Source organism: Streptomyces phaeochromogenes, assembly GCF_001418655.1.
Classification (GTDB): Bacteria; Actinomycetota; Actinomycetes; order Streptomycetales; family Streptomycetaceae; genus Streptomyces; species Streptomyces phaeochromogenes.
In genome coordinates this window covers 23,526-35,611 of sequence record NZ_LIQZ01000014.1, presented here as the reverse complement: position 1 = coordinate 35,611, position 12,086 = coordinate 23,526, and the positions used below count along the sequence as shown (strand labels likewise).

The 12,086-nt window shown below is 70.1% G+C and carries 12 protein-coding genes; 10 read left to right on the top strand and 2 right to left on the bottom strand.

The window, feature by feature from the left end; translation table 11 throughout:
* Window positions 1–118: 118 nt before the first annotated feature.
* The 3 genes from rplU (at window position 119) to obgE (ending at window position 2,294) form a co-directional block, all read left to right on the top strand.
* Window positions 119–439 (top strand): 50S ribosomal protein L21, encoded by a 321-nt coding sequence (rplU, locus tag AOK17_RS02495; protein ID WP_006374708.1) that lies wholly within the window; start codon window positions 119–121, stop codon window positions 437–439.
* Window positions 440–453: 14 nt separating this feature from the next.
* A complete protein-coding gene (gene rpmA / locus AOK17_RS02490) occupies window positions 454–708 on the top strand; it encodes a 50S ribosomal protein L27 (RefSeq protein WP_006374707.1) in 255 nt (84 codons plus the stop codon).
* A gap of 149 nt (window positions 709–857) precedes the next feature.
* Complete coding sequence (obgE, locus tag AOK17_RS02485) at window positions 858–2,294, top strand: GTPase ObgE (RefSeq protein ID WP_055610586.1); 1,437 nt, start codon at window positions 858–860, stop codon at window positions 2,292–2,294.
* A 288-nt stretch (window positions 2,295–2,582) separates the two neighbouring features.
* On the opposite strand, the gene AOK17_RS02480 is transcribed toward obgE, so the two are convergent.
* Window positions 2,583–4,667 (bottom strand): hypothetical protein, encoded by a 2,085-nt coding sequence (locus AOK17_RS02480; RefSeq protein ID WP_055610585.1) that lies wholly within the window; start codon window positions 4,665–4,667, stop codon window positions 2,583–2,585.
* A 405-nt stretch (window positions 4,668–5,072) separates the two neighbouring features.
* Between AOK17_RS02480 and proB the strand changes: the two genes are divergently transcribed.
* The 5 genes from proB to AOK17_RS02455 all read left to right on the top strand — a co-directional run bounded on the left by proB (window position 5,073) and on the right by AOK17_RS02455 (window position 10,040).
* Complete coding sequence (proB, locus tag AOK17_RS02475) at window positions 5,073–6,179, top strand: glutamate 5-kinase (protein ID WP_055610584.1); 1,107 nt, start codon at window positions 5,073–5,075, stop codon at window positions 6,177–6,179.
* Between the two features lie 139 nt (window positions 6,180–6,318).
* Window positions 6,319–6,777, top strand: a complete 459-nt coding sequence (locus AOK17_RS02470) for a hypothetical protein (RefSeq protein WP_055610583.1) — start codon at window positions 6,319–6,321, stop codon at window positions 6,775–6,777.
* Between the two features lie 74 nt (window positions 6,778–6,851).
* Complete coding sequence (locus AOK17_RS02465) at window positions 6,852–8,138, top strand: glutamate-5-semialdehyde dehydrogenase (RefSeq protein WP_055610582.1); 1,287 nt, start codon at window positions 6,852–6,854, stop codon at window positions 8,136–8,138.
* Between the two features lie 166 nt (window positions 8,139–8,304).
* On the top strand, window positions 8,305–8,895 hold the full coding sequence (locus AOK17_RS02460) for an SCO2584 family spore wall biosynthesis protein (protein ID WP_055610581.1): 591 nt from the start codon (window positions 8,305–8,307) through the stop codon (window positions 8,893–8,895).
* Window positions 8,896–8,972: 77 nt separating this feature from the next.
* A complete protein-coding gene (locus AOK17_RS02455; protein ID WP_055610580.1) occupies window positions 8,973–10,040 on the top strand; it encodes an SCO2583 family membrane protein in 1,068 nt (355 codons plus the stop codon).
* A gap of 224 nt (window positions 10,041–10,264) precedes the next feature.
* Here AOK17_RS02455 and AOK17_RS02450 read toward each other — a convergent pair whose 3' ends face one another.
* Window positions 10,265–11,386, bottom strand: coding sequence for a M48 family metallopeptidase (locus tag AOK17_RS02450; protein WP_425424586.1), 1,122 nt, complete (start codon window positions 11,384–11,386; stop codon window positions 10,265–10,267).
* A 98-nt stretch (window positions 11,387–11,484) separates the two neighbouring features.
* Between AOK17_RS02450 and AOK17_RS50620 the strand changes: the two genes are divergently transcribed.
* Together AOK17_RS50620 and AOK17_RS51195 are read left to right on the top strand one after the other, a co-directional pair.
* Window positions 11,485–11,643 (top strand): hypothetical protein, encoded by a 159-nt coding sequence (locus tag AOK17_RS50620; RefSeq protein WP_157881266.1) that lies wholly within the window; start codon window positions 11,485–11,487, stop codon window positions 11,641–11,643.
* Window positions 11,644–11,881: 238 nt separating this feature from the next.
* Window positions 11,882–12,046, top strand: coding sequence for a hypothetical protein (locus tag AOK17_RS51195; protein ID WP_169801889.1), 165 nt, complete (start codon window positions 11,882–11,884; stop codon window positions 12,044–12,046).
* Window positions 12,047–12,086: the final 40 nt, after the last annotated feature.

Here is a 12,086-nt window from a genome sequence, read left to right as displayed (position 1 = left end):
TGCACCGCATTCCCGTAAACCTCTTCCTCCCGGTGGCTCACGCCCCCGGGAGAGGCCGCCTGCTTTCCTCGGTGGCTGGACTGCGGGGATTCCGATTTCGAGCGAGAGAGAGATCCGCGTGTACGCCATCGTGCGCAGCGGTGGTCGCCAGCACAAGGTTGCTGTCGGCGACATCGTTGAGGTTGACAAGATTTCCACTGCCAAGGTTGGCGACACGGTCGAGCTCTCGACCCTGCTCGTTGTCGACGGCGACGCCGTGACCAGCGACCCCTGGGTCCTTGCCGGCATCAAGGTCCAGGCCGAGATCGTGGATCACCACAAGGGCGTCAAGATCGACATCCTTCGCTACAAGAACAAGACCGGCTACCGCCGTCGTCAGGGCCACCGCCAGCAGTACACGGCGATCAAGGTCACTGAGATCCCCGCGGCTGCGAAGTAAGGGACTGAGGAGAGATGGCACACAAGAAGGGCGCATCGTCCACCCGGAACGGTCGCGACTCCAATGCTCAGCGGCTCGGCGTGAAGCGCTTCGGCGGTCAGGTCGTCAACGCCGGTGAGATCCTGGTCCGCCAGCGCGGCACCCACTTCCACCCCGGCGCGAGCGTCGGCCGCGGCAAGGACGACACGCTGTTCGCCCTCGCCGCCGGTGCGGTGGAGTTCGGTACGCACCGTGGCCGCAAGGTCGTGAACATCGTTCCGGTCGCCTGACCGGATCTTTCGCGAGGCGGACCTCACTTCCCGTACGGGAAGCGGGTCCGCCTTTCGCGTGTTTTAACTGAGTAGTGATCACTGAGCGGCGAAGGCCGCCGGGTGATCATCGATGAGAGATTTTCCGTACGTAACTGGAGGCACATCCCATGACCACCTTCGTGGACCGCGTCGAGCTGCACGTCGCCGCGGGTAGCGGAGGTCACGGCTGTGCCTCCGTCCACCGGGAGAAGTTCAAGCCGCTCGGCGGCCCGGACGGCGGCAACGGCGGCCGTGGCGGTGACGTGATCCTGGTCGTCGACCAGTCCGTGACCACGCTCCTCGACTACCACCACTCCCCGCACCGCAAGGCCACCAACGGCAAGCCCGGTGCGGGTGACAACCGCTCCGGCAAGGACGGCCAGGACCTCGTCCTGCCGGTGCCGGACGGCACGGTGATCCAGGACAAGGCGGGGAACGTACTCGCGGACCTGGTCGGCCAGGGCACCACCTACGTCGCCGCACAGGGCGGCCGGGGCGGTCTCGGCAACGCGGCGCTGGCCTCGGCCCGCCGCAAGGCGCCCGGTTTCGCGCTGCTCGGCGTGCCCGGTGACCTCCAGGACATCGTCCTGGAGCTGAAGACCGTCGCGGACGTCGCGCTCGTCGGCTACCCGAGCGCGGGCAAGTCCTCGCTGATCTCGGTCCTGTCGGCCGCCAAGCCGAAGATCGCGGACTACCCGTTCACGACCCTCGTCCCCAACCTCGGTGTGGTGACGGCGGGTTCGACCGTCTACACGATCGCGGACGTGCCCGGACTGATCCCCGGGGCTAGCCAGGGCAAGGGCCTCGGCCTGGAGTTCCTGCGCCATGTGGAGCGCTGCGAGGTGCTCGTCCACGTCCTCGACACGGCGACCCTGGAGTCCGACCGTGACCCGGTCTCCGACCTCGACATCATCGAGGAGGAGCTGAAGCAGTACGGCGGCCTCGGCAACCGGCCCCGTCTCGTCGTCCTCAACAAGATCGACGTACCGGACGGCAAGGACCTGGCCGAGATGGTCCGCCCGGACCTGGAGGCGCGCGGCTACCAGGTCTTCGAGGTCTCGGCGGTGGCCCACACGGGCCTCAAGGAGCTCTCCTTCGCCCTGGCCGGCCTGGTCGGTGAGGCCCGTGCGGCGAAGCCCGAGGAGGAGGCCACCCGTATCGTCATCCGCCCGAAGGCGGTCGACGACGCCGGCTTCACCGTGGTCAAGGAGGAGGACGGACTCTTCCGCGTACGCGGCGAGAAGCCCGAGCGCTGGGTCCGCCAGACCGACTTCAGCAACGACGAGGCCGTCGGCTACCTCGCCGACCGGCTCAACCGCCTCGGCGTGGAGGACTCACTGATGAAGGTGGGCGCCCGGCACGGTGACGGGGTCGCCATCGGCCCCGAGGAGAACGCGGTCGTCTTCGACTGGGAGCCGACGGTCATGGCCGGTGCCGAGATGCTCGGTCGCCGTGGTGAGGACCATCGCTTCGAGGCGCCTCGGCCCGCCGTCACACGACGACGCGAGAAGCAGGCGGAACGCGACGAGGCGGACCAGGAGTTCGACGACTTCGACCCGTTCTAGACCGACCTTGGGGGCGCCGCCCCCTGGACCCCCACGGGTTTGTACGCGCACTGCGGGCCGGTGGGACCGTTCGCGCAGTTCCCCGCGCCCCTGAAGGAGACGGGCCCGCTATTAGGGGTGCGGAGAACTGCGCGAGCAACCTGGACCTTTAGGGGCGCGGGGAACTGCGCGGGCAACCCCGACCCACCCGCACCAGAAAAGGCACCCGCACCAGAAAACGCACCCACCAAAGAAGAGGGCCCGGAGATTCTCCGGGCCCTCTTCCACGCTCGCTCCCCGCGGCAGCGGCTACGCGTTGACGGAGTCGTCCGCCTCGTTCGGGTCCTGCGCGGCCTCCTCGGCCGCGTCCTCCTTCGCGGAGCGCGGCGCGGGGATCTCCGCGGCGAGGCGGGACTCCATACGCACGCGCCGCTCGTCGGCCAGGGTGCAGAGGTCGTCGATCGCCTCGTTGAAGCGGGCCAGCGACGGCGGGTCGGACGGGCCGAGCAGGTGCTCCTTGAGCTCGGCACGGGCCGCCGTGAAGTGGTCCTTCTCCGGGTGGCGGACCGACTCCAGCAGAGCGGGCACACCCCCCGCCTTGGGCGACAGGATGACGCCCGCGGACACGGTCGGGAAGCCCGCCCGGAACGCCGCCTCGGACATCCCCGAGGTGTTGGCGACGGCGTACGGCTTCTCGCTCGACAGCCAGTCGGAGACGACCGACGAGACATCGCTGATCAGCAGGTCCGCCTGGTTGAAGCAGGCGAAGATGGCCGGCCGCGCGTCCGTGATGATCTGGTGCTCCCACTCCGGGAAGGACGCCCAGTAGGCCTTCTCCCAGGCCAGCGTGGCCTCGACGATGGCCGCCTCACGGTCGCCCCGCGGCGCGCCCTGGAGCAGCATCCGCTCCATCTCGTCCGCGCTCTCACGGAAGTCGGTGGACGTGAGCTTGTCCAACTCGGCCGTGCGGCGTGTCAGTTCGGCGGCGGCACCGGCGTCCGGACGGGCGCCCGACCGCAGGGCACTGGCCTCGCGGATCATCGCCATGATGCGCTGGTTCGCGGCGCCCGCGCGCGGGTCGACGGAACCGGTCATCGGGTGCGGCTTGTAGAGGAGCCGTACGCCCTCGTCGGCGAGCAGCCGCTTCACGATGTTCTCGCCGGCCAGCACCACCGAGGTGTTGCCGGGGTTGCCGTCCCAGCCCTCCCACGTGGGGGCGTACAGCACGGTCGTGTACGTGCCCGTCGGCGCCCCGGAGTAGGGGCGGATCGGCGCCAGCTGCGGGCGGCCGACCTCCACGATGTCCTTGTCCTCGACGCCGACCTCGGCCAGCGCGTACCGCTCGCGTGCCGCGGGACCGGCCACCCACACCTCGTCGTACGCCTTCGCGTACGGGTTGCAGGAGGACAGCTTGTCGGACTCGCCGTGGTTGATGAAGGCGTGCTTGACCGTGGGGATGCGCAGGACCTGCGAGGTCTTCGCGGCGTTGGCCGGGTGCAGCATCATCTTCAGTGTCGAGTTCTCCAGCGAGAACATCGTCGAGACCTTGGGGAAGCAGATGACCGGCACGTCCGTGGCGTCGATCTTCTGCACCATGAAGCGCTCACGCAGCACGATCAGCGGCTTCGCGTCGACCGAGGAGAGCGTGGAGAGCCACATGTTCGCCTGGTACGCGGAGGTCGTACCGCCCGAGAAGTACATGGCGACGGTCGGCCGGTAGTCGGCCAGCCACTTGTCCAGCCACTCCATGACCTTCTGCTCGCTCTTGGCGCGCTTCTTCGGCAGCAGCCAGGTGGCGAGGTAGGCCGTGCCGCCGCCGATCAGGACGAGCGCGATGCCGACGCCGATGGCGCCCCAGTACGCGTCCGTGGTGGCCGCGGTGACCATCAGGCCGGCCGTGGTCGGGATCGAGAAGGTGAGCAGGCGGTGACCCGGGCGGCGGGCCAGGACGCGCGGCGGGGCGGCGCTCAGGCGCAGCGCGGACGCGTCGATGTTGCGGGTGACGATCGGCAGCGTACGGGTGCGGCGGACCACGACCGCGGCGGCCTGGCAGGCGAAGTGCAGGGCGTAGAACACGCACAGCGCGACCAGCAGCGGAGCCTGCTCGCGCGTCGGGTTGATGCCCTCGATCCGCAGGAGCCCCACCAGGATCAGCATGTCGCGGAGCAACTGCCGGACCGTGACGTCGAAGCGGACCTTGCCCAGGAGCGAGAGCAGACCGGGGTCCCGGTACTGCAGGAACACGTCGAGGGCGAGCCCGGCGGCGCTCGCGGCGATGAACACCGGGACGTTCGGCAGCAGAGCGGAGACGATCTGCGCCGTGAAGAGCGCGAACATCGAGAGCAGCGCCGAAAGCTGCACGATGCGGCGGGGGGCGAGTCCGGCGGAGGGCACGGAATGGGCTCCTGCGAGGGATGCGACGGATGGGGGGAAGCAAGGGGGTCGGCCTCGTCATGCCCGCGAATCCCCGCGATTTCTCGCGGATCCTCGTACGAGCGGGAAGCCGATCCCTGACCGTATGACTTCGGCGGGCCCGCTAGCAATCTTGCGTGAGATCATTCACCGTATTTCGGGCTAAAAAGACTGGAACCTGTGAGCTGGTTCTCTCGTCTTCCTCACTCGGGTCTCCCGCGGCCCCCCAGCCGTCCGCCACTCGAAACGCGGCGGCGCCCGCCACCCTCGGTCACGTAGATTGCACAGACCGGGCTGGTCGGAACATTGGGGTACAGCGTGTCAGCGGCAAGGCAGGCGGCAGGACAGGCGACAAGTCGGGCGGCGGCGCAGGCGGCCAGGCCGGGTGTGGCGGAGGCCCGCAGGATCGTCGTCAAGGTGGGCTCCTCGTCCCTGACCACCGCGTCCGGAGGCCTCGACGCCGACCGGGTGGACGCCCTCGTGGACGTCCTCGCCAAGGGCCGCAGCGGCGGTGAGAAGGAGATCGTCCTCGTCTCGTCCGGTGCCATCGCCGCGGGCCTCGCCCCGCTCGGCCTGCGTCGCCGTCCCAGGGACCTCGCCCGCCAGCAGGCCGCCGCCAGCGTCGGCCAGGGCCTCCTGGTCGCCCGCTACACCGCCTCCTGCGCCCGCTACGGCGTCCGTGTCGGCCAGGTGCTGCTCACCTCCGACGACATGAGCCGCCGCGCCCACCACCGCAACGCCTCGCGCACCCTCGACAAGCTCCTCGCGATGGGCGCCCTGCCGGTCGTCAACGAGAACGACACCGTCGCCACGGACGAGATCCGCTTCGGCGACAACGACCGGCTCGCCGCCCTCGTCGCCCACCTCGTCCGCGCCGACCTGCTGGTCCTCCTCTCCGACGTGGACGGGGTGTACGACGGCGACCCCGGCAAGCCCGGTACGTCACGGATAGCGGAAGTGCGCACCCCGGCCGACCTCGCGCACGTCGACATCGGCAGCGCGGGCAAGGCCGGCGTCGGCACCGGCGGCATGGTCACCAAGGTCGAGGCGGCACGTATCGCGGCAGCGGCCGGGATCCCCGTGGTGCTGACGAGCGCGGTGCACGCCGCCGACGCCCTCGCGGGCCGGGACACCGGCACGTACTTCCACTCCACGGGCCGCCGCTCCGCCGACCGGCTGCTGTGGCTCCAGCACGCGTCAACCCCGCAGGGCGCCCTCACCCTCGACGACGGGGCCGTGCGCGCGGTCGTCGAGCGGCGTACGTCCCTGCTGCCGGCCGGCATCGCGGCCGTCGAGGGCGACTTCACCGCGGGCGATCCCGTCGAACTGCGCGACAGCGCGGGGCGGGCGGTCGCCCGGGGGCTGGTGAACTTCGACGCCAAGGAGATCCCCCAGCTGATCGGCCGCTCCACGCACGAGCTGGCCCGCGAGCTGGGTCCCGCGTACGAACGCGAAGTCGTACACAGGGACGATCTGGTGCTGCTCCACCCGTAAACGGCCGAAAGGAAGGCCCCCGCCGGTGGACGTTCAGTAAAACCGTCACACGGAGCCTTCCCACCTGCTCAACTTTGTTTCAGGGAGACCCCCTCAGTCCGAGCGGACCCATTGCGTAAAGGAGGCCGTCGTGAGACGAGTGCGCCCTGGGGCGGCGGCGTCCCGCGGTGGTGTCGGCTCCCGGGTGGCCGGCGAGGAGCGGGCCCTCACCAGCGTCGCGGCCGGCGACACCTACGAGGTCGAGGAGCCGCAGGACCTGCCGAGGCTCTGGCACGTCACGCTGAGCGTCTCGGGTGCCGAGGCCCCGCTGAAGGAGGTCAGGCGCGGTCTTGAACAGCTCGCCCACGACCACCCCTTTCTGCTGACCAGCCGCTATGCCAACGACCACGCGGAGATCCGCTACTGGGAAGAGGCCCGCGACCTGCACGACGCCGCCGCGGTCGCGCTGCGCCTGTGGGGCGAGCACCGCCAGACCGCGAAGCTGCCGCCCTGGGAGATCGTCGGCCTGGAGGTCATCGACCGCGAGACCTACCACCAGCGCATCGCCGAGGGATACGGTCCGCTGCCGGCGACACCTGTGGGCGTACACCCTTTCTAGGGGCATTTCAGGACCTGTCTCGCGGTGTGGGACAACGGCTGAACACCTCTCGCGGGCGCACTACCCTGCGGGATATGACCACGCTCTCGCCGTACGACTCGATGTCCCCGGTCACCCAGGCCGCCTACCGTGCCAAGGGCGCCGCCGCCGACCTCGCCCCGCTCCCGCGGGCCGAGAAGGACGACGCGTTGCTCGCGATCGCGGACGCGCTGGAGGTCCGTACGAGCGAGATCGTCGAGGCCAACGCCAAGGACATCGCGCGCGCCCGTGAGGCCGGCACCAGCGAGTCGGTCATCGACCGGCTGACGCTCACCCCCGAGCGGATCCGCGCGATCGCCTCGGACGTGCGTGACGTGGTGGCGCTGCCCGACCCGGTCGGCGAGGTCGTCCGCGGCTCGACCCTGCCGAACGGCATCGACCTGCGCCAGGTCCGCGTCCCGCTCGGCGTGGTCGGGATCATCTACGAGGCCCGCCCGAACGTGACCGTCGACGCGGCAGCCCTCTGCCTGAAGTCCGGCAACGCGGTCCTGCTGCGCGGCTCGTCCTCCGCGTACGAGTCCAACACCGCCCTCGTGCGGGTCCTGCGCGACGCGGTGGGCGGCTCGGGCCTGCCCGCCGACGCCGTCCAGCTCGTGCCCGGCGACAGCCGGGAGTCCGTACGGGAGCTGATGCGCGCCCGCGGTCTCGTCGACGTGCTCATCCCGCGCGGCGGCGCCTCCCTGATCCAGACGGTCGTCCAGGAGTCCATCGTCCCGGTCATCGAGACAGGCACCGGCAACTGCCACGTCTACGTCGACGCGCAGGCCGACCTCGACATGGCGATCGACATCCTGATCAACTCCAAGGCGCAGCGGCCCAGCGTCTGCAACGCCGCCGAGACGCTCCTCGTCCACCAGGACGTCGCGCCCGAGTTCCTGCCGCGCGCCCTGGACGCCCTCGCGGACGCCGGGGTCACCGTGCACGCCGACGAGCGTGTCCTCGCGTACGCCAAGGACTCCAGGGCCACCGTCGTCGAGGCCACGACCGAGGACTGGGACACCGAGTACCTGTCGTACGACATCGCCGCCGCCGTCGTCGACTCGCTCGACAAGGCCGTCGCGCACATCCGACTCTGGAGCTCCGGGCACACCGAGGCGATCGTCACCACCTCGCAGCAGGCGGCCCGCCGGTTCACCCAGCTGGTCGATTCCACGACGGTCGCCGTGAACGCGTCCACGCGCTTCACCGACGGCGGCCAGTTCGGCTTCGGCGCCGAGATCGGAATCTCCACGCAGAAGCTCCACGCGCGGGGGCCGATGGGGCTGCCGGAGCTGACGAGCACGAAGTACATCGTCACCGGGGACGGGCACATCCGCCGCTGAGAGGGCCGTCGAGGGGCTCTCGGGGACGTGGGGAGGGGCGCTCGGGGAACTCGCCGAGAAAAGCCCGCACGGAGTGTTTGGGGGTCTCCCACGGAAAGCGTCTCGCCAGGCGGATGAATTTCCATACCGTCTGCCCAAATTGACCACCCCGGTCTACTCTGGATCCGTGCCGGAGGACGTGGGGGGCACGCCGTTCCCTGACGGCTGGGAGCCCGACGACGACCGCGACCGCGGGGGTGCGGACGAAGAGTTCGCCTCCGTGGTCTTCGACGAGGCCTTTGTACGGGCGGCAACGGTTCACGAACCGACCGCGGTCGAGCGCCTCCTGGCCGCTGCCCAGGCGAGAGCCGAGGCCTCCGAGGCCGAAGCCCGCCGGACACACCCCCGGGGGGTACGCGGCGACGACGAGCTCTTCGACGACGGATTCGGTCCCGACGGCCGTGGTGAATTCGGCCATGATCCGGATCTGGACGACCTCGACGACCGCGACGTCCTGCACGGCGGCTACGGCAACCCGGGGACGTACGGGAAGCAGGCCCGCTGGCACCGGCCCGTCGCCTGGATGCTCGCCCTCGTGATGGGGATCGGCATGGTCGCGCTCGCTTTCACGGCGGTCTACCGGGGAGCTTCCTCGGGCAGCCGGGACCAGGTCCCGCCGCCCGCCTCCACAGGCCTCGAACAGGGAAGTGGAGTGGGTCCCTCGGCCTCGGCCGACTATTCCCAGCCAGCCGTCTCGGCGGTGCCGCGCACGCCGTAGGGCTTCCGTGAGGTCCTGTCAGAACTTGTCGTGTACCAGGGCGTTTACCTGAGGTCCCTGCGACCTACTCTGAATGTATGGGCGGACCTGGAGACCCACCTGAGGGGACCCCCGAGGGTGCTCCTGGTGGTGGCGAGGAAGAATACCGATCCGTCGTCTTCGACGAGTCGTTCGTCCGCGCTGCCCGCCTCCAGGAGTTCTCCGCCCAGGAGCGGATCGGCGATCATGCCCCGGCCGTCCGCCGCCGTCCGCAGATGCGCCGGGGCCTGTCCCGGCAGGCGCTGATCCTCGTCCTGCTGATCGCCGTGGCCTTCGGCACCGCGATCTACATGGGCGTACGCCATCCGTACCAGACGCCCGCCGCGAAGCACCCCGAGCCGCTGCGGATGACCGTGATACCGCTCGCGCCGCAGAACGCCGTGCCCGGCTCCACCGACATCGATTCGCTGTACGCGCACAGCCCGGCCGGCCAGTTCCGCATCGGCGCCGAGGGCATCACGCTGCCCGCCTCCCGACGCACCGCCCACTTCTCCGACAGTCAGGTCGTCACCGCGCTGACCACGGCGAAGGACTACCTCGTCGAGTCCTCGCTCGACCCGGACGTCCTCACCGGCGGCGCCACCCGGTCCGTGCGGATACGGCTCGACCCGCAGCAGCTCGACCAGTTCGACCAGAGCTTCGAGCGGCCCACCGCGGACGGGCGGCACGCGCCCACCGGCTGGCTGGTCCGCTTCGATCCCAACCAGGCGGAGCTGGCCGACAGCAAGATCCGGGTGCAGGGCACGCTGTCGGCCGCCGAGACCGACTCCGACACCCTTGAGGTCAGCGCCGACCACACCTTCGTCTACGCCCTGCGGCCCACCGGCTCGGACGAGCAGGCCAAGGCCTCGCTGTTCACCGTGCGGCGCGAGCTGCACTTCCGGTTCGACCGCGACGACCTGCGCATGCACCAGACCGAGCTCGTCGTCTCGTACGTCCAGGCCGGGCCGCTGGCCTGCGCCGAGGACGCGACGAACCATCTGCGTCCGCTGCTCGCGGGCGAGACGGCCAAGGCGGGCGGCCCGGCCGGCACCGACCCGTACGCGACGGGCAGCGCGACGTCGCTGTGCGGGTCACTGGCGGCCAGCGCCCAGCCGAAGTTGTAGTTCGGGCCCCTGGGCTTTTGGCTCCCTGCGTCTTCTGGCTCCCTGGGCCGTCGTGCCCCGAGCCGTGGTTCGGGCGCTGAGCTGTGGCTCCGGCCCGGCTTTTGGCTCCAGTGTGGCTGTGGCTCCGGCTTTTCCGGGGGGCCGGGATTGCGGCGCGCCCGGGCTCAGGCCCGTCCCGGCTTTCCGGGGCCGGGGAGAGCCCGGGCTCAGGGCGCTTCCCGGGCTCAGGGCCTGCCGTTGCTTCCGTTGGGGCTTTCGTCGTCCGGGCGGTCGGTGGGCGGCTGGTCCTGCGGGGAGCTGCTGCTCGCGCCCCCGCCGCCGGTCGCGAAGCCGCCGAAGCCGCGCCGGACCCGGCCGCCGAGGTCGCCCGCGCCGCCCGCGATGTCGCTGACCAGCTTCATCAGCGGGTCCTTCGAGTTCTTGACGTCCGTGGCGTAGCTGGAGGCCGACTGGCGGAAGGAGTCGGTGACCGAGGTGTCCCCGTCCTCGTCCCGGCGCGGGTAGTGGCCGTCCATGATCCGCTGGTAGTCGCGGGACTCGGCCCACTTCTTCAGCTCGGCCGCCCGGACCGTGGTGAAGGGGTGGGAGCGGGGCATGACGTTGAGGATCTTGAGCACCGAGTCGCGGAGGTCGCCCCCGGCCTCGTACTCCTCGGCCTGGGCGAGGAACGCGTCCACGTTCATCTCGTGCAGGTGGTTGCCGCCCGCGATCTTCATCAGGCCGCGCATCGAGGCCTTCAGGTCCTGACCGACCAGGAGACCGGCGCGGTCCGCGGACAGCTCGGACTTGCGGAACCACTCGCGCAGGGCGGTCACGATCGCCATGATCGCGAGGTTGCCCAGCGGGATCCACGCCACCCGCAGGGCGAGGCTGGTCAGGAAGAGCAGGATCGTGCGGTAGACGGAGTGGCCGGACAGGGCGTGGCCCACCTCGTGGCCGATGACCGCCCGCATCTCCTCCTCGTCGAGCAGCTCCACGAGGCCGGTGGTGACGACGATGATCGGCTCGTCCAGGCCGATGCACATCGCGTTCGGCTGAGGGTCCTGGTTGACGTACATCGGCGGGACCTTCTCCAGGTCCAGGATGTAACAGGCGTCGCGCAGCATGACGTTCAGGTGCGCGAACTGGGCGTCCGAGACGCGCACGGAGTCCGACAGGAACAGCAGCCTCAGACTGCGCTCCGGGAGCAGGCCGCTGAGCGCCTTGAAAACGGTGTCGAAGCCGCTGAGCTTGCGCAGGGCGACCAGGGCCGAGCGGTCCGCCGGGTGTTCGTACGCCCGGGAGGAGATCCCCTCGAAGCGCCGGCGCTGCCTGCTCGGTACGTTCTCGTGGCTTTCTTCTGGCATGTGGTCCCCCATGCGTTTGATTGCCTTCTGTGCCCCCAAGGCGGGGCCCAGCCTAGGCGGAGATACCGTGGACGGGCAGTACAGCGAAGGAGTCGTACGTGATGGAGCATCTCCCCGAGCCCTGGCTCACCGAGGCCGCGAGCGCCGCCCAGCAGCAAGGGGCGGGGAATCTCCTCCGTGTCGTGCTGATCGTGATGGTCGTCGGCTGTGTGCTGACTGCCTGGTTCCTTCTGCGCGGCTACAAACGGGACGAGTGAGGCCGGGCGGAAGGTTCCCGACCACTTAGACCCCCGGAGGGCTCCGGACGGTTGAGACGGGCCGGAGGATCTCCTTGCGGACGGCGGGAGCCCGCGTCGCGGAGGCCGATGGTTCGGGGTGCCGGAGACCGGGCAGTCCTGACGGCGGAGTCGGAGTGATGCCGACGACAGCCCCCGCTTACGATGTGCGGAAGTCTTTATCCCGCATCCCGCCCACACCGGATAGGTCCTGCCGAAGATGAGCATCCACAGCACCGCTGCCCAGTTGGTCACATTCGCTGCCGAGGGCGAGGAGCACGGCGGCAACCACGAGAGCCTCAGCCCCTACCTGACCGGCGGCGGGGCCTTCTTCATCCTGATGCTGCTGCTGTGGATCACCACCCGCTTCAACCGGGACCGCTGACGCCCGCGCGACCGGACCCGTCGTCGGGGCCGGTAGGGTC

Coding starts and splice junctions, on each gene's coding strand:
- rpmA (WP_006374707.1), top strand. CDS start 454: ATGGCACACAAGAAGGGCGCATCGTCCACCCGGAACGGTCGCGACTCC.
- AOK17_RS02455 (WP_055610580.1), top strand. CDS start 8,973: ATGGGCGGACCTGGAGACCCACCTGAGGGGACCCCCGAGGGTGCTCCT.
- AOK17_RS02465 (WP_055610582.1), top strand. CDS start 6,852: ATGACCACGCTCTCGCCGTACGACTCGATGTCCCCGGTCACCCAGGCC.
- AOK17_RS51195 (WP_169801889.1), top strand. CDS start 11,882: ATGAGCATCCACAGCACCGCTGCCCAGTTGGTCACATTCGCTGCCGAG.
- AOK17_RS02450 (WP_425424586.1), bottom strand. CDS start 11,386: ATGCCAGAAGAAAGCCACGAGAACGTACCGAGCAGGCAGCGCCGGCGC.
- obgE (WP_055610586.1), top strand. CDS start 858: ATGACCACCTTCGTGGACCGCGTCGAGCTGCACGTCGCCGCGGGTAGC.